This is a genomic window from Streptomyces sp. XM83C, from assembly GCF_023072675.1.
Lineage (GTDB): Bacteria > Actinomycetota > Actinomycetes > Streptomycetales > Streptomycetaceae > Streptomyces > Streptomyces thermocoprophilus.
Window position 1 is genome coordinate 1 of record NZ_JALLGL010000136.1, and the last position, 16,287, is coordinate 16,287.

The following is a 16,287-nucleotide window of genomic DNA, read 5'->3' on the forward strand; positions in this document are numbered from 1 at the left end:
ACCCTTTCCCCGCCCCACCACCCCGTCGGCTGCGGTTCACCCGGCGTTCATTCATGCCCTTCGGCGGCTTCACCTGTTCTGCCTAATTTCGGCCTCGTCCGGTGCGGCGCACGCCCCGAGGGGCGCGTCCGCACGACGACGACCAAGACTTCGCACGCCGCCGGATCTCCCGACTGACGGCGGCTCCCGGAAGGACTGTCCTCAAGTGAAGCTTCAGCGCATGAACCGGCGGGCCCTCGCCCTCGGCGCACTCGCCGTCTCCGGTGCCCTGGCCCTCACGGCGTGCGGCTCGGACGACACGGGCAACGGCTCGGGCGGCGGCGGCAGCACGAACGCCGGGAGCGCCCCGGCGAGCAACATCAAGTGCGACGACGCCAAGGGCCAGTTGCTGGCCGACGGCTCCTCCGCGCAGAAGCACGCCATCGACGCCTGGGTGAAGGCGTTCAGCCAGGCCTGCGGGGTGCAGATCAACTACAAGGGGCAGGGTTCCGGCGCGGGCGTGACGGCGTTCACCCAGGGCCAGGTCGCCTTCGCCGGTTCCGACTCCGCGCTGAAGCCCGACGAGGTCACCGCGTCGCAGAAGGTCTGCTCCGGCGGGCAGGCCATCGACCTGCCGATGGTCGGCGGCCCGATCGCCGTCGCGTACAACCTGGACGACGTCGACAATCTGGTGCTGGACGCCGCGACGATCGCCAAGATCTTCGACGGCAGGATCACGCAGTGGAACGACAAGGCGATCCAGGACCTCAACAAGGGCGTCGAGCTGCCCGACCTGAAGATCCAGGCCTTCCACCGCTCCGACGAGTCCGGTACGACGGACAACTTCACCAAGTATCTGAAGGCTGCCGCCCCGCAGGACTGGACGTACTCCGGCGGCAAGGCCTGGCAGGCCAAGGGCGGCCAGTCGGCGTCCGGTTCCTCCGGTGTCGCGCAGGGTGTGAAGTCGACGAACGGCGCGATCGGCTACATGGAGCTGTCGTACGCGAAGGACGGTCTGAAGACGGTCGCCCTGAACACCGGCGCCTCCGCCCCGGTGCAGGCGTCCTCCGACGGCGCCACGAAGGCGATCGCGGACGCGCAGGTCGTCGGCACCGGCCAGGACCTGGCGCTGAAGCTGAACTACACCACGAAGGCCGAGGGCGCCTACCCGATCACCCTCGTCACGTACGAGATCGTCTGCGACAAGGGCAACAAGTCCGACACCCTGCCCGCGACCAAGGCGTTCCTGCGGTACATCGCGAGCGCCGAGGGCCAGTCGGTCCTCTCGCAGAACGACTACGCGCCGATCCCCGACGCCGTCATCACCAAGGTCCGCAGCACGATCGAGGGCCTGAGCTGACCCAGGGGTGCGGTACGGGCCCCCTGAGTCCCCGGGCGGAAGGCCCAGACCCTGGACCACAGGCCAAGCGCCGATGACCGGACGCCAAGGCCACAGGCCAAGCGCCGATGACCGGACCCCAGCCCCAGATCCCAGGGCCGACGGCCAAGCCCCCGTACCGCACCCTCCGGTGCACCGCCGCCAGGGGCCGCCCACGAGGCCGCCCCGCTCCGAGCCGCCCCCGCCCAAGCCGTGGCGGCTCCGCAGACCGGAGAACCCGATGGACACGGACACGAGCACACAGACAGACGACAACGCCGCCCCGCCCCCACCCCCGCAACCACAACCACAACCCTCGACGACCACGCCCAAGCGGCTCGCCCGCGGCGCGACCCGCCCCGGCGACCGGATCTTCCTCGCCCTGACCCGCGGCTCCGGCATCCTGCTGCTGCTGGTCATGGCCGCGATCGCGCTCTTCCTCTCCTACCGCGCGTCCCTCGCCATCAGCGACGACCACGGCAACTTCCTCACCACCTTCGAGTGGGACACGAGGGGCACCGAGCCGCGCTTCGGCATCGCCGTCCTCGCCGTCGGCACGGTCGTCTCCGCGGTCATCGCGATGGCGCTCGCGGTCCCGGTCGCGGTCGCCATCGCCCTGTTCCTCACGCACTACGCCCCGCGCCGGCTGCGCGGCCCCATCGCGTACGTGATCGACCTGCTCGCCGCGGTGCCGTCCATCGTGTACGGCCTGTGGGGCGCGCTGATCCTCGTACCGCACATGAACGGCCTGTTCGGCTGGCTGGACGACTACCTGGGCTGGACGGGGATCTTTTCCTGGGACGAGGGCGCCCCGCGCGCGATGCTCACCGTGGGCATCCTGCTCGCGATCATGATTCTGCCGATCATCACCAATGTCAGCCGCGAGGTGTTCCGCCAGGTGCCGCGCATGCACGAGGAGGCGGCGCTGGCGCTCGGCGCGACCCGCTGGGAGGTCGTGCGGCTGGCGGTGCTGCCGTTCGGCCGCTCCGGTGTGATCTCCGCGTCCATGCTGGGCCTGGGCCGCGCCCTCGGCGAGACGATGGCCGTCGCCACCGTCCTCTCCCCCGATTTCGATCTGCACGCGAGCCTGCTCGACCCGGGCGGCGGCACGTTCGCGCAGAACATCGCCGCCAAGTTCAGCGAGGCGGACGTGTTCGGCCGGGACGCGCTGATCGCGTCCGGTCTGGTCCTGTTCGTGATCACCCTGCTGGTGAACGGCGCGGCACGGCTGATCATCGCCCGCCGCAAGGAGTACTCGGGGGCCGCTGCATGAGCCACACCGCCACCGCCACCGCCGCGACGCCCCCGGGCTCCCTGCGCGGCGCCCGCCTCCCGCAGTGGGCCCCGTACGCCGTCGCGGCCGGCTCCGTCGCCGCCGGACTCGGCATCAGCGCCGCCGCCGGCCTGCACAGCAGCGTGCAGTGGGCGCTGATCGCGGCTGTGCTGTACGTCGTCGCCACGTACGGCTTGTCCGCCCGTGTGGAGGGCCGCCGGCAGGCCGAGGACCGGGTCGCGACCAGCTTCGTATGGGTGGCGTTCCTCCTCGCCGTCGTACCGCTCGCCTCCTTGGTGTGGGCGACGGTGAAGCGGGGCGTGAAGGTTCTCGACGGCTACTTCCTCACCCACTCCATGGGTGTCGTCGGCGACGCCGAGCCGGGCGGCGGCATCTATCACGCCGTCCTCGGCAGCCTGGAGCAGGTCGGTCTCGCCACCGTGATCGGCGCCCCGATCGGTGTGCTCACCGCGATCTACCTGGTCGAGTACGGGCGCGGTCGGCTCGCCAGGGCCGTCACGTTCTTCGTCGACGTGATGACGGGCATCCCGTCGATCGTCGCGGGCCTGTTCGTCCTCTCCCTGATGCTGATGCTGGACATGCAGCCGTTCGGTTTCGCCGGGTCCCTCGCGCTCGCGATCCTGATGATGCCGGTGGTGGTCCGCTCCACGGAGGAGATGCTCAAACTCGTACCGGACGAGCTGCGCGAGGCGTCCCTCGCGCTCGGCGTCCCGAAGTGGCGGACCGTCCTGAAGGTGGTGCTGCCCACGTCCGTCGGCGGCATCACCACGGGCGTCATGCTCGCCGTCGCCCGCATCACGGGCGAGACCGCGCCGGTGATGCTGCTGGTGTTCGGCAACCCGTTCATCAACGCGAACCCGTTCGAGGGCGCGCAGGCGTCGCTGCCGCTGTACATCTACCAGCAGTACGCGCAGAGCGCCGGATCGCCGTACGCGTACGACCGTGCCTGGGCGGCCTCGCTCACGCTGATCGCGTTCGTGATGATCCTCAACCTGGTGGCCCGTGGCATCGCCCGCTGGAAAGCCCCGAAGACCGGTCGCTGAGGCGACACCCCTCGACACCCCCTCCGCGACTCACGGGAAGTGAACCACCCATGGCCAAGCGAATCGATGTGAGCGGCCTGACCGCCTACTACGGCACCCACAAGGCGATCGACGACATCTCGATGACGATCGAGCCGCGCTCGGTGACGGCGTTCATCGGCCCGTCCGGCTGCGGCAAGTCCACGTTCCTGCGCACCCTGAACCGGATGCACGAGGTCACCCCCGGCGGCCGTGTCGAGGGCAAGGTGCTCCTGGACGACGAGGATCTGTACGGCCCCGGTGTGGACCCGGTGTCGGTGCGCCGCGAGGTCGGCATGGTCTTCCAGCGCCCGAACCCGTTCCCCACCATGTCGATCTTCGACAATGTGGCGGCCGGTCTGCGGCTGAACGGCATGCGCCGCAAGTCCGAACTGGACGACATCGTGGAGAAGTCCCTGCGGGGCGCCAACCTGTGGAACGAGGTGAAGGACCGCCTGAACAGGCCGGGCTCCGGCCTGTCCGGCGGTCAGCAGCAGCGGCTGTGCATCGCCCGCGCGATCGCGGTCGAGCCGGACGTGCTGCTGATGGACGAGCCCTGCTCGGCGCTCGACCCGATCTCCACCCTCGCGGTGGAGGACCTGATCGGTGAGCTGAAGGAACGGTTCACGATCGTCATCGTGACGCACAACATGCAGCAGGCGGCCCGCGTCTCGGACCGCACCGCGTTCTTCAACCTGGCGGCCGTGGGGCAGCCCGGCAGGCTCGTCGAGATCGACGACACCGAGCGGATCTTCTCCAATCCGTCCGTGCAGGCCACCGAGGACTACATCTCGGGCCGCTTCGGCTGAGCCGACGTCCGGGCTGCCGCCGGCCCCCGCCGACTCCTCGCGGTGCTGCATGGCGGTGCCACCGCGGGGACGCGAAAGGGCCCGCCCCTGGCTCCCGGGGGCGGGCCCGCCGCACTCGTCCGCGCCCCCGCCGGGGCCGGACCACAGTCCGGTGCAGTGCGGGTGCAGTCGGTGCAGTCCGATGCAGTAGGTGCTGTAGGTGCTGTCCGGCGCAGTCCGGCGCCGACGCTACAGAACGGTCAGCTTCACCAGCCCGAACGCCGCCGCGGCCACGACGGCCGCCGCCGGCATGGTGATGAACCAGCCGAGCACGATGTTCTTGGCGACGCCCCACCGCACGGCGTTGACGCGCTTGGTCGCGCCGACACCCATGATCGCCGAGGTGATCACATGGGTCGTGGAGATCGGCGCCTTGAACAGGAACGCCGTGGTGAACATGATCGACGCGCCGGTCGTCTCCGCCGCGAAGCCCTGCGGCGGGTCCAGCTCGATGATCTTCCGGCCGAGCGTCCGCATGATCCGCCAGCCACCGGCGTACGTACCCAGCGACAGCATCACGGCGCAGGCGATCTTCACCCACACCGGGATGGGGTCGCCGTAGTCCTCGACATCGGCGATGACCAGGGCCATCACCACGATGCCCATGGTCTTCTGCGCGTCCTGCAGACCGTGGCCGAGGGCCATACCGGCCGCCGACACGGTCTGCGCGATGCGGAAGCCCCGCTTGGCCTTGTGCGGATTCGCCTTGCGGAAGATCCACAGGATGGCCGCCATCACCAGATAGCCGACGACGAGACCGACGACCGGCGACAGGAACATCGGGATGACGACCTTGTCGAGGACGCCCGACCAGTACACGGTCGTACCGCCCGCGAGGGCCGCGCCGACCATGCCGCCGAACAGTGCGTGGGAGGAGGACGAGGGAAGCCCGAAGTACCAGGTGATCAGGTTCCATACGATCGCGCCGACCAGCGCGGCGAAGAGGATCCCCATCCCCTTGGAACCCTGAGGGGTGTCGATGAGGCCCTCGCTGACGGTCTTGGCGACCCCGGACCCGAGGAAGGCACCGGCGAGGTTCATCACGGCCGCCATCGCCAGCGCCGCCCGCGGGGTCAGCGCCCGCGTGGAGACGGATGTGGCGATCGCGTTGGCCGAATCGTGGAAACCGTTGGTGTACGTGAAGAAGAGCGCGACCCCGATGGTCACGACCAGGGCAAGGGTGTCCATGGCAGGGCCTCAGGACTCCTTGACCGCGATGGTCTCCACCGTGTTCGCCACATGCTCGAAGGCGTCGGCGGCCTCCTCCAGCACGTCCACGATCTGCTTGAGCTTGAGCACCTCGATGGCGTCGTACTTGCCGTTGAACAGGTGGGCGAGCAGCTTGCGGTGGATCTGGTCGGCCTGGTTCTCCAGACGGTTGACCTCGATCCAGTACTCGGTGAGGTTGTCCATGGTCCGCAGGTTCGGCATCGCCTCGGCCGTCAGCTCGGCCGCCCGCGCCAGCACCTCGATCTGCTGCTCGACACCCTTCGGCAGTTCCTCGATGTTGTAGAGGACGACCAGGTCGACGGCCTCCTCCATGAAGTCCATGATGTCGTCGAGGGACGACGCGAGGGAGTAGATGTCCTCACGGTCGAACGGCGTGATGAACGAGGAGTTCAGCTGGTGGAAGATCGCGTGAGTGGCGTCGTCACCTGCGTGTTCCGCGGCCCGCATACGCTCTGCGATCTCGGCCCGGGCGGAGGGGTCCGCCCCGAGCAGTTCCATCAGGAGCTTCGAGCCCGTGACGATGTTGTCCGCGGAGGCGGCGAACATGTCGTAGAAGCTCGTCTCCCTGGGGGTCAGACGAAAGCGCACGTGGGGTCCTCGGGATGCATCGGTTTCGGTCAGGCTGATGCTAGGCGCATCATCCGGCCACGGCTATCGGGCCGTCCCCCAGTGTCGCCCATCAGGCAGAGTGCTCGGCACGGGGGGCACCAGGGGTGCCGGAGCGGGCACGGAGGCTCCGCACCCCTTCCGTGCGACAAACTTCGCTACCCTATACCTAGTAGGGGTATATGCGCGGCATATGCCCGTTTTCGACCACCGGGGAGGACGCGATGACGACCACAGAGGCCGGCGCAGGTGCGCCCTCCACGGAGGCGGCCGGTACGGCGGAGGCGGTGCCGGAGGCGAGGGCGGACGTGACCGGTGCCGCCGACGTGCCGCAGGGCGGTCATGAGCACGGCGTGCACGGCTACCACAAGCAGAAGGACGAGCACCTCAAGCGACTGCGGCGGATCGAGGGGCAGATCCGTGGCCTGCAACGGATGGTCGACGAGGACGTCTACTGCATCGACATACTCACGCAGGTCTCCGCCTCCACCAAGGCCCTGCAGTCCTTCGCGCTGCAACTGCTGGAGGAACACCTGCGGCACTGTGTCGCCGACGCCGCGGTGAAGGGCGGGACCGAGATCGACGCGAAGGTGGAAGAGGCGACGAAGGCGATCGCGCGACTGCTGCGGACGTGAGCCCTACCGCTCGGGGCGGGGGCTCGGAGCCTGGGCCGCGAGGCCTGGGGCTCCTGAGTCAGTTCTGCTCGCGCCTGCGCGCCCTCTCCTCGGCGACGCGAAGCACCTCGTCGATGCTCTCCAGGCTGAGCCGGTCCTCGTCCGCGGCCGACGCCGCGATCATCAGCTCACCGCACAGCTCTATCTCGGCGAGGGCCACGTGGTCCTGAACCGCCGTACCGCCGACCGGAGCCACGCGCATCACCTCGTCTCTGCCGTCACCGGCTTCCTAGAGTAGGGAGCGCCCCACTCACCGCGCATGGCACGGACGGGCTAGTCCACTGGTCCCTCGCGACTGGCCCCCGCTGCCGGCCCCCTCTTCCGGCCCCGCTACTCGGCGATCTTCCCGGCGTAGATGTCCTCGCTCCTCGGCAGGCGTACGTCGACGGCGGTGCCGAAGTCGTACAGCAAGGTCGTCGAGGCGACAGCCACGGCGTTCCTGCGCTGCCCGTTGACGAAGCTGAAGCGGTGGCGCACCTTGCGGACACGGCCCTCGTCGTCGAGATACACATCGAACGGTACGACGGCCGTGGCGAACCCTTTCGCCGCCGCCAGCAGAGGCGCCTTGCCGGCAGCCGAGGCACGCCTCGCCGCCTCCGCGAGATCGGCGGTGCCCCGGAAGTGCCGCACCTGAGCCCCGGCGACCTCGGTACGCCCCAGATACGTCGCCGACCGCGTCCCGCGCAGCAGCTCCGCCGCGGCGTACGGATCGGTGGCGCCGCCCGTGACCAGGTTCCCGTCGGACATGCCCGCCGTGTCCACCCGCACCCACTTGTCGGCGGGGACACCCGCGCCGCGGTTCTTCATGAACAGCGCGCCCGGCGCCAGCAGCTCGGTGATCGGCTGGTGCTCGCTGCTCCCGGCGGGGTCCTGCGGCAGCACGACCGTCAGCCTGCCCAGCCTGCGCCGGTAGTCGTAGACACCGGAGCCGCGGATCGTGACGCGGGTGCCGCCGGTCGCCATCTCCATGGACGTCCGCGCCTTCGACGTACCCGCGGCGAGAAGACGGTCCGGGGCGGCACGGAGGATCTGCACGGCGTCACGGCCGGACCGCGCGTCCTCGACGGCGACACCGTCGCCGGCGCAACCGGCGGCGCACAGGCAGGACAGGAACCCTCCGGCGAGCCCGACGGCCCCGACCCGCATCCGCCGTCGCCCCGCCCACCGCAGCGCGCTCCGCTGCCACGACCTCCGCCGCCGCTCAGCCATCGTCCGCCTACCCCCGGTACGTCCGTCAAGGGCCGCCTGTCGATCGGTTAACGACGGGTAGGTGCCCCCGTCACGCGACGGGGGTGGCCTTCGCGCGGTTACCCGCGTTTCCGCCTGCGGGCCGGTGGGGGGTTCTCGCGCCGTTCCCCGCGACCCCTTTCGTTTCCACCTGCGGGCCGGTGGGGGGGTCTCGCGCCGTTCCCCGCGCCCCCCTTCGTTTCCACCTGCGGGCCGGTGGGGGGGTCTCGCGCCGTTCCCCGCGACCCTGTATGCCTGCGGCGGCCTGCGCGGGTGGGTGCGTGGTTGCGGTAGCGCCCACTGATGGTGGGTGGGTCGGGCGTGTGCCGTCACGGGCGGGCGAGTGTGCGGAGCAGTGTCGCTGTCGCTTCCTCGCTCCTTCACCGAGGCCGGTTTCACCGGACATCATGGAACCCCGGACGCCCGGCGCCCCGTCCCTTGTAGAGACACGTCTGGGCAGGGAGAGGCCACACCTATGGACCGGCGTACTTTCATCGGCGGTACGGCGAGCACGGTTGCCGCGCTCGCTGGGGTCTCGGCCTGTACCGGTGAGGAACAGGGGGTCGGTGTATCGGCGTCCAGTGGGCCTCCGCTCACCACGACCGCCGGGGCGGTGTCGCCGTCCCCGTCCGCACCGGCGAACTGGGCCGCGCTCGCCCGCGAGTTGGACGGCACTCTGGTCCGGCCGGGGGACGCGGAGTGGAAGACGGCGCGGCAGCTGTACAACACGCGGTTCGACTCGCTGAAGCCCGCAGCCGTGGCGTACGTGCGGCACGCGGACGACATCCGTACCGCCCTCGCGTACGCCCGTGCCCACCGCGTCGGCGTGGCCATCCGCAACGGTGGCCACTCGTACGCGGGCTGGTCGTCGGGCGACGACCGGCTGATCGTGGACGTGTCCGCGCTGAGCACCGTACGGGCCTCCGGTACGAGTGCCGTGGTCGGCGCCGGCGCCAAGCTGATCGACGTCTACCGGGCGCTCGCCGCGAAGGGCACGACGATCCCAGCCGGTTCCTGCCCCACCGTCGGCGTGTCCGGGCTCACGCTGGGCGGCGGGCACGGGGTGGTGTCGAGGGCGTACGGGCTGACCTGCGACAGCCTGACCGCCGCGAGCATCGTCACCGCCGACGGCAGACAGCTGACCGTCGATGCGAAGAACCATCAGGACCTGTTCTGGGCGCTGCGCGGCGCCGGCAACGGCAACTTCGGTGTCGTCACCGAGCTGCACTTCCGTACGCATCCGGCGCCGCAGGCCGTGACCGCGTATCTGTCCTGGCCGTGGGCGAAGGCGGCGGCCGTGCTGAAGGCCTGGCAGGAGTGGGGGCCGGACCAGCCGGACGAGATCTGGTCGGCGCTGCATCTGTCGAACTACGCCGGCGGCAACCCGACGGTGACGGTGTCCGCGTTCTCCCTGGGCACGTACGGCGAGCTGCAGAACGCCGTAGACCGCCTCGCCGACCGGGCCGGCGGGTCCGCGTCGAGCGTGTCGCTGCGCCGCCGTTCGTACCAGGAGGCGATGGAGATCTACGCCGGGTGCTCGGCGTTCTCGGAGGACGCCCAGTGCCATCTGCCGGGCTCCACGCCGGGCCGGTCGCCGCAGGGCGCGCTGCACCGGGAGACGTACACGGCCCGCTCCGACTTCTTCGACCGTTCGATTTCGGCCAACGGTGTGCAGACGCTGCTGACGCAGATCAAGAATGTGCGGGGCGGCTCCGGCACGGTGCAGTTGACCGCGCTCGGCGGCGCGGTGAACCGGGTCGCGCCGACGGCGACGGCGTTCGTGCACCGCCGTTCGAGGATGCTGGCCCAGTACATCGCGTCGTGGCGGGCCGGCGCCTCCGGGGCGGACGCCCAGGCGTGGCTGTCGGCGGCGCACGCCGCGATGCGGCCGTACGCGTCGGGGGCGGCGTACCAGAACTACACGGACCCCACGCTGAAGGACTGGCGTACGGCCTACTACGGGCAGGCCGCGACCCGGCTGACGCAGCTGAAGAAGCAGTACGACCCGGGCCGCGTGTTCACCTTCCCGCAGGCCCTGTGACCGGGCCCTACGCGGCCAGGTCGCGCTCCTCCGTGCCGAGGGAGCGCTCGCTGCGGGCGCCGGACGCCGTGGACCGCCCGTCCTCCCCGGTGCCCTTGGCGCGCACCACCCAGCCCAGCCGGCGGGAGCCCTCGACGGCCCGCATCAGCGGCGTGAGCAGCATCATGGCGACGGGCGACAGCAGCAGCGCGACGGCCGTACCGAGAGCGAAACCACCGATGACGTCGGTCGGGTAGTGCACGCCCATGTAGACGCGGCAGAAACCCTCCAGCAGGGCGAGCCCGATCCCGACGAGGCCGAACTTGCGGTTGGCGACGAACAGTCCGACGCCCATGGCCATGGTGAGGGTGGCGTGGTCGCTGACGAAGGAGAAGTCGGTCTTGCCGTCGACGAGGACATCGAGGCCCTGGTGGTCGACGAACGGCCGGGGCCGTTCCACGAAGCCGCGGATCGGCACGTTGATCAGCACGGCGACGGCCGCGGCGAGCGGCGCCCACACCAGCGCGGCGACCGAGGAGGCGGCGTTGTCCCCGCCGCGCTTGCGCACGCCCCACCAGCACCACAGCACGAGCAGCACCATCGCGAGCAACAGCCCGTACTCGCCGACGTACTCCATGACCTTGTCGAACCAGTGGGGTGCGTCCTTGGCGAGCCCGTTGATGTCATAGAGCAGGTCGACGTCAGGGTTCGACCCGGATTCGGCGAGTCCAGCCATGGTGCTGCGGCCCCTTACGTCGTTCTCGGCGACGCACCGGTCATGCGCCGCTCACCCACACCCCCGTGGATCACTGGTCGTCAACAGGAACGTCGGTCTTCCTCTCTACGTTCCACGCTCAACCGAATGATCACGCAGACGTTACCGAAGAGAGACCCGTCATCGCAGCTCAGGGGAGTGCTTCACCCCGTTTTCCACCCCCGGCCGAGCAATGCTTTCACGCCATCTTCACCCCGGCGCTCAGATCCGCGTCGGCAACGCCTTCGCGCCGTCCTCCGTCACTCGGGTGGCGCCGAAGTAGTCCGGGGTGTCGATCGGGTCGAAGCGGATGACGGCGCCCGTGCGCGGCGCGTCGATCATGTAGCCGCCGCCGACGTAGATGCCGACGTGGCGGATGGCACGGGAGTCAGTGAGGTCGTCGGAGAAGAAGACGAGGTCGCCGGGGAGAAGCTCCTCCCGGCGGGGGTGCGGGCCCGCGTTGTACTGGTCGTTGGCGACGCGGGGCAGGGTGATGCCGACGCTTTCGTACGCGGCCTTGGTCAGGCCGGAGCAGTCGAAGCGTCCGCCCTGATCGGCGGTGCCGTTGCCGCCCCACAGGTAGGGCGTGCCGAGTTTCTGCTGCGCGAAGTGGATGGCGCCGGCGGCCTGCCGGGAGGGGTCGACGCGGGTGACGGGCGCGGCGAAGGAGTCCTCGAGCGTCGTGATCGTCTTGACGTAGTTCTGCGTCTCCTTGTACGGCGGGACGCCGCCGTACTTGATGACGGCGTACGCGCCCGCGTTGTACGCGGCGAGCATGTTCCGTTTGGGGTCGCCGGGGACGTCCTTCACATAGCCGGCGAGGGTGCAGTCGTAGGAGGCGGCCGACGGGATCGCGTCGTTGGGGTCCCAGACGTCGCGGTCGCCGTCCCCGTCGCCGTCGATGCCGTGCGTGGCCCAGGTGCCGGGGATGAACTGCGCGATTCCCTCGGCCTTGGCGGGGCTCTTGGCGTTGGGGTCGAACCCGCTCTCCTGGTAGAGCTGGGCGGCGAGCAGTGCCGGGTTGAGGGCCGGGCAGAGGTTGCCCCATTTCTGTACGAGGGCCTGGTAGGCGGCGGGCACAGCGCCCTTGGCCAGGGCTTTTCCGGCTCCGCCGACCCCGTTGAGCATGTTGCCGGCGATGACGTACACACCGACGACGAGGAGCAGGACGAAGGAGAGGCCCGCAGCGGCGGTGGCGGCGCCCGCGATCCACATCTTCCGCACCGTCAACCGCCCTTCGCCGTGAGGGAGTCCGCCGTCCGTCAGTGTAGAGCGGTGCGGTGCGGCGTGGGGTGGTCCCACACAGGGAGCTGACGGTCAGTCAGTGCCGTCGTCGTTGTCGGTCGCTGTCGCGTAGAGGCGGGCGGCTTCCTTGCCGAGTACGACGCTGTACGACACGTCGTCGGTGTCGCCGCCCTGTTCGTACCCGCCGATGACGCCGACGACCCTGCCGTCGCCGCTGACCCACGGGCTGCCGCTGGTGCCGGCGCTGAAGGCGGGGCAGGTGACGCTCTGCTGTGTGGGGCCGTGCGGGCGCGGGTGGGCGGTGCAGGTGACGGGCGTGTCCCGGTCGGCGGGGTACCCGGTCACGGTGACGGCGGTCGCCCCGGTGGCCGTACCGGGTGTGAACCGGAGGGCGCCGACGACGTCCTCGACCTCCTGGCCTTCCTCGTCGGGCTCCAGTACGGCGAACGCGAGGTCGCTGTCCTCGTCCTGCCCGCCGTCGGCCCACCCCTCCGGCAGATGGCGCCGGGCCACCGTCCACAGGCCGTGCGGGGCCTGCCCGTCACGGTAGCCGGGGGCGAAGTACAGCGTCTCGTCCCCGGCGAGGCAGTGGGCGGCGGTCAGGACGAGGTCGTGTCCGGGGCTGTGGACGACGGAGGCGGTGCAGAAGTGCCCGCCGGGGCTGTCCGCCGACTCGCCCTCGTGGAACAGGGCGCCCACCCGGTCGGTGCGCGCCCCGGGCGCCGCCGTGACGGTCACCCCCAGGGGTCCGGCCCCGCCGTCGGCGGCAGCGTGCGACGCGGACATGGCAGCGGACGACACCAGCACGACCGCGCCGAAGAGAGCGAGCCGGCGGGTGCCGCGGGCGGCGGCTGTGGTGCGCTTCATCAAGAACCACTGTTACCCAGAAAGGCGAGAACCGCCTCAGAGGAATCCGGCTCCGATACGGCCGGGCGGTCCGTCCCCGGTACGCGGCCACCCGGGGGTGGGTGGGGGCGGACTGCCCGTCTCCTCGGGCACCTGCGGGCACCTCGCCCCTGCGGTCCGCCCGACTCGGCACACATGCCCGCCCCTGCGGTCCGCCGGGTGCCGCGGGAACCCCTGCCCCCTGCGGTCCGCGCTGCCCCGCAGGAACTCCTCCTCGACGGCCGAACCTCGAACCCCTCGCCGAGTCACCTACGCGGGCACCGGCTGCCTCGAACCCCTCGCCCTGGGCGACGGCACCCGGCTGACCACCCACGGCGACACCATCCGCCGCTGGACTTTCGGGTGAGGGTCCCTCAGCGGAGCGCGGCCGCCGGGAAGCGGACCCCCGTCAGCTCCTCCGACGCCTCCCACAGCCGCCGGGCCGTCCCCGGGTCGCTCGCCGCGCGGGAGCGGCCCACCAGGGTCGGACGACCGCGCATCTCACCGAGGCCGTCCGGGCCGACGTAGCTCGCGCCCGGCAGATCCCGTACCGCCGCGTACAGCGTGGGCTGGGCGCCCGCCTCGTCGGACTGGGCGAACAGGCGGTTACCGAGCAGCATCAGCGCCCGCATCACCGGGTTCCCGGCATGGCTCTGCAAGTTGGTGGCGGCGTAGCCGGGGTGGGCGGCGACGGCCCGTACCGCCGATCCGGCCTCCGTCAGGCGGCGTTGCAGTTCCAGCACGAACAGCAGGTTGGCCAGCTTGGACTGGGCGTAGGCGGCGGTCGGGCTGTAGTCGGCGGTGCGGTCGAGGTCGTCGAAGCGGATGTCGGCGCCGGGCCAGCGGTGCGCGCCGGAGGCGACGGTGACGACGCGGTCGGTGATGTGCGGCAGCAGCAGGTTCGTCAGCGCGAAGTGGCCGAGATGGTTGGTGCCGAACTGCATCTCGAAGCCGTCCCGCGTCCGCCGCCGCGGCAGCATCATCACACCCGCGTTGTTGATCAGCAGGTCCAGTGGGCCGTCCCAGCCGGCCGCGAACTCCCGTACCGACTCGAGGTCCGCCAGATCCAGCCGTCGTACCTCCGTGCTGCCGTCGATCCGGGCCGCGGCGGCCTTGCCGCGCTCCTCGTCGCGGACGGCCAGGACGACATGCGCCCCGGCCTCGGCCAGGGCCCGCGCCGTGACGAGGCCGAGGCCGCTGTTGGCGCCGGTCACCACCGCCGTACGCCCCGACAGATCGGGCAGCGGGCCCGCGCCCCGTGCGCTCTTCGCGTCCTGCTTCTCGTTCGCCATGACCCCAAAGTAGGCAGCGCCAACAATGCTGTCAACGACAACAAAGCTGACATCGCCAACATCGCGTTACGATGCTGTCCATGCCCGCCAGCCGCCCCTACCACCACGGAGACCTGCGCGCCGCCCTGCTGAAGAGCGCCGAGCGCACCCTCCGCGAGAAGGGCGTCGCCGCACTCTCCCTGCGGGAACTCGCCCGCGACGTCGGCGTCAGCCACGCCGCGCCCGGCCGGCACTTCAAGGACAAGCAGGCCCTCCTCGACGCGCTCGCCCTCACCGGCTACGAACGCCTCCTGCGCGCCCTCGGCGCCGCCGACGCCCCCGAGCGGCCCATCCAGGAGCGCATGACCCGGCTCGCACGCGCCTACCTCGGGTTCGTCATCGACAACCCGGCACTCCTCGAACTGATGTTTGCGCGCAAGCACGAGCCCGACACCACCGGCCCGCTCGCCGACGCCGTCGAGGAGACCTTCGGCTCCCTCACCCACCTCGTCGCCGATGCCCAGGAACGCGGCGAGATCGTCCCCGGCGACCCCGAACGCCTCATGATGGTCGTCGCCTCCAGCCTCCACGGCCTCGCCGCCCTCGTCGCCGCCTGCGCCCTCTCCCCCGAGGAGGCCCTCGCCGGCCTCGACGAACAGGTCCACCACCTGCTGTACGGCGTCGCGCCCCGCTGACACACCCTCACATCCCCGACAATGGGTCAGAAGTGGGTCAACGACGGAACCACACCCCAGGTTCCGCACGATCCTCGTTGCTCGGCGTGACCTGCCGTGATACACAGAGTGACGATACGACCCCGTGCACCGCGCCCGCACCGGAACTCACCCCCGGCGTGAGGCGCTGACACGGCGTCGGCAAGCTGTTTGTACGAAACCCGCCAATCAATGACGCCAAGTCGACATACGACGGCGCGATTGTCGGCGAGAATGAGGCCTGACCTCTGCACACCGCAGGGGACTGCGGAACTACCCAACAGGGGCGGTGACTTACATGCTCTTTGCGGCCGACAAGGGAGACATCAACACCATCATCGGCGGTATCGCTCCGGACTGGGGCCCCTTCGGCAGCCTGGGCAACGAGGCCAAGGTGATGATCGAGGTGGTGATGGCCGTCGCCATCCTCCTCTGCCTCGGCATCGCCGTCTGGGGCGCAGCCAAGCAGCGCATCGGCGCCACGGCCCTCCGCGACACCTTCAGCGCCGAACAGGGCAAGGGCCTGATCATCGCCGGACTGACCGGGGTGTTCATCATCGGATCGCTCGGCACGCTGTTCACCATCGTGTACGGCATGGCCGTATAGCGCCGGTACGGCCGTCCCCTCCGTCCCTCGTCCTCTCCGGCCACGTCCGGTCCGGTCCCTCCACCCCCACCCGCCCGTCGTGCCCACCGGCTGAGGTTGCGTTTCCCTGATGTCGAGTCACCACACCGCGCCCGCACGGGAGCCAGCAGGGCTACCGTCGTACTTCTACGTGTCTACGTGTCTTTGCACGACGTCGAGGGGGCGTACGCGGCATGAGTCTCGGTGACGACCAGCACGGCTACGGCGGTACGGGCCAGACACGCACCCGCCTGCCCGACAGCGACCCCTACGGAGGCGCCCGCCGCCCGGCCCGCTCCTCCTCACGCAGCCTCGTCACGGTGGTCGGCGTCGTCGTCCTCCTCATCGCGGCCATCGCCTTCGCCAACCGCGGAGGAGACGATTCCGCAGCCGACGGCACCACCACCCCGGACGCTGCCAAACCCAAGTCCGCAGCCACCGCCCCCAGCGGGGTGGCGCCGGTGGGGAAGGGGAGCG

General features: G+C 70.5%; 16 protein-coding genes and 1 pseudogene. 9 read left to right on the forward strand and 8 right to left on the reverse strand.

Annotation, left to right across the window (positions count from 1 at the left end; all coding sequences use genetic code 11):
- Window positions 1-205: 205 nt before the first annotated feature.
- The 4 genes from pstS to pstB all read left to right on the forward strand — a co-directional run bounded on the left by pstS (window position 206) and on the right by pstB (window position 4,521).
- The gene (gene pstS, locus MTQ10_RS16850) at window positions 206-1,339 is read left to right on the forward strand and encodes a phosphate ABC transporter substrate-binding protein PstS (protein ID WP_247468822.1); all 1,134 of its coding nucleotides are present in this window, start codon (window positions 206-208) and stop codon (window positions 1,337-1,339) included.
- A 259-nt stretch (window positions 1,340-1,598) separates the two neighbouring features.
- Complete coding sequence (gene pstC / locus MTQ10_RS16855; protein WP_247468824.1) at window positions 1,599-2,630, forward strand: phosphate ABC transporter permease subunit PstC; 1,032 nt, start codon at window positions 1,599-1,601, stop codon at window positions 2,628-2,630.
- Window positions 2,627-3,694 (forward strand): phosphate ABC transporter permease PstA, encoded by a 1,068-nt coding sequence (pstA, locus tag MTQ10_RS16860; protein ID WP_247468826.1) that lies wholly within the window; start codon window positions 2,627-2,629, stop codon window positions 3,692-3,694. Before pstC ends, pstA begins: the two co-directional genes overlap by 4 nt.
- A 50-nt stretch (window positions 3,695-3,744) precedes the next feature.
- Window positions 3,745-4,521 (forward strand): phosphate ABC transporter ATP-binding protein PstB, encoded by a 777-nt coding sequence (gene pstB / locus MTQ10_RS16865; RefSeq protein WP_247468828.1) that lies wholly within the window; start codon window positions 3,745-3,747, stop codon window positions 4,519-4,521.
- A 228-nt stretch (window positions 4,522-4,749) separates the two neighbouring features.
- Here the strand turns inward: pstB and MTQ10_RS16870 are convergent, their stop codons facing one another.
- Both MTQ10_RS16870 and MTQ10_RS16875 read right to left on the reverse strand, forming a co-directional pair.
- Complete coding sequence (locus MTQ10_RS16870; protein ID WP_247468831.1) at window positions 4,750-5,748, reverse strand: inorganic phosphate transporter; 999 nt, start codon at window positions 5,746-5,748, stop codon at window positions 4,750-4,752.
- Window positions 5,749-5,757: 9 nt separating this feature from the next.
- A complete protein-coding gene (locus tag MTQ10_RS16875) occupies window positions 5,758-6,378 on the reverse strand; it encodes a DUF47 domain-containing protein (protein ID WP_247468833.1) in 621 nt (206 codons plus the stop codon).
- Between the two features lie 242 nt (window positions 6,379-6,620).
- Here MTQ10_RS16875 and MTQ10_RS16880 point away from each other — a divergent pair, with 242 nt between their 5' ends.
- Entirely contained in the window at window positions 6,621-7,031 is a 411-nt protein-coding gene (locus MTQ10_RS16880; RefSeq protein WP_247468835.1) for a metal-sensitive transcriptional regulator, read from the forward strand.
- A gap of 58 nt (window positions 7,032-7,089) precedes the next feature.
- On the opposite strand, the gene MTQ10_RS16885 is transcribed toward MTQ10_RS16880, so the two are convergent.
- A complete protein-coding gene (locus MTQ10_RS16885; RefSeq protein ID WP_247468837.1) occupies window positions 7,090-7,272 on the reverse strand; it encodes a hypothetical protein in 183 nt (60 codons plus the stop codon).
- Between the two features lie 128 nt (window positions 7,273-7,400).
- Window positions 7,401-8,216 (reverse strand): hypothetical protein, encoded by an 816-nt coding sequence (locus tag MTQ10_RS16890; RefSeq protein ID WP_247468838.1) that lies wholly within the window; start codon window positions 8,214-8,216, stop codon window positions 7,401-7,403.
- Between the two features lie 556 nt (window positions 8,217-8,772).
- Here MTQ10_RS16890 and MTQ10_RS16895 point away from each other — a divergent pair.
- Window positions 8,773-10,338 carry an FAD-binding oxidoreductase gene (locus tag MTQ10_RS16895; RefSeq protein WP_247468840.1) on the forward strand — a complete coding sequence of 522 codons (1,566 nt, stop codon included), beginning with the start codon at window positions 8,773-8,775 and terminating at the stop codon, window positions 10,336-10,338.
- Window positions 10,339-10,345: 7 nt separating this feature from the next.
- On the opposite strand, the gene MTQ10_RS16900 is transcribed toward MTQ10_RS16895, so the two are convergent.
- The 4 genes from MTQ10_RS16900 to MTQ10_RS16915 all read right to left on the reverse strand — a co-directional run bounded on the left by MTQ10_RS16900 (window position 10,346) and on the right by MTQ10_RS16915 (window position 14,493).
- The gene (locus MTQ10_RS16900) at window positions 10,346-11,053 is read right to left on the reverse strand and encodes a phosphatase PAP2 family protein (RefSeq protein WP_247468842.1); all 708 of its coding nucleotides are present in this window, start codon (window positions 11,051-11,053) and stop codon (window positions 10,346-10,348) included.
- Between the two features lie 240 nt (window positions 11,054-11,293).
- Window positions 11,294-12,301, reverse strand: coding sequence for a C40 family peptidase (locus tag MTQ10_RS16905; protein WP_374117623.1), 1,008 nt, complete (start codon window positions 12,299-12,301; stop codon window positions 11,294-11,296).
- Window positions 12,302-12,388: 87 nt separating this feature from the next.
- The gene (locus MTQ10_RS16910; RefSeq protein WP_247468846.1) at window positions 12,389-13,183 is read right to left on the reverse strand and encodes a trypsin-like serine peptidase; all 795 of its coding nucleotides are present in this window, start codon (window positions 13,181-13,183) and stop codon (window positions 12,389-12,391) included.
- Window positions 13,184-13,575: 392 nt separating this feature from the next.
- Window positions 13,576-14,493, reverse strand: coding sequence for an oxidoreductase (locus MTQ10_RS16915; protein WP_247468848.1), 918 nt, complete (start codon window positions 14,491-14,493; stop codon window positions 13,576-13,578).
- Window positions 14,494-14,564: 71 nt separating this feature from the next.
- On the opposite strand from MTQ10_RS16915, the gene MTQ10_RS16920 reads away from it, so the two are divergent.
- From MTQ10_RS16920 to MTQ10_RS16930, 3 genes and pseudogenes are all read left to right on the forward strand, one after another.
- Window positions 14,565-15,167 (forward strand): TetR/AcrR family transcriptional regulator, encoded by a 603-nt coding sequence (locus tag MTQ10_RS16920; protein ID WP_247468850.1) that lies wholly within the window; start codon window positions 14,565-14,567, stop codon window positions 15,165-15,167.
- A gap of 316 nt (window positions 15,168-15,483) precedes the next feature.
- Complete coding sequence (locus tag MTQ10_RS16925; RefSeq protein ID WP_014673544.1) at window positions 15,484-15,792, forward strand: hypothetical protein; 309 nt, start codon at window positions 15,484-15,486, stop codon at window positions 15,790-15,792.
- A gap of 212 nt (window positions 15,793-16,004) precedes the next feature.
- Window positions 16,005-16,287: pseudogene (locus MTQ10_RS16930) on the forward strand (hypothetical protein); the annotation flags it as partial.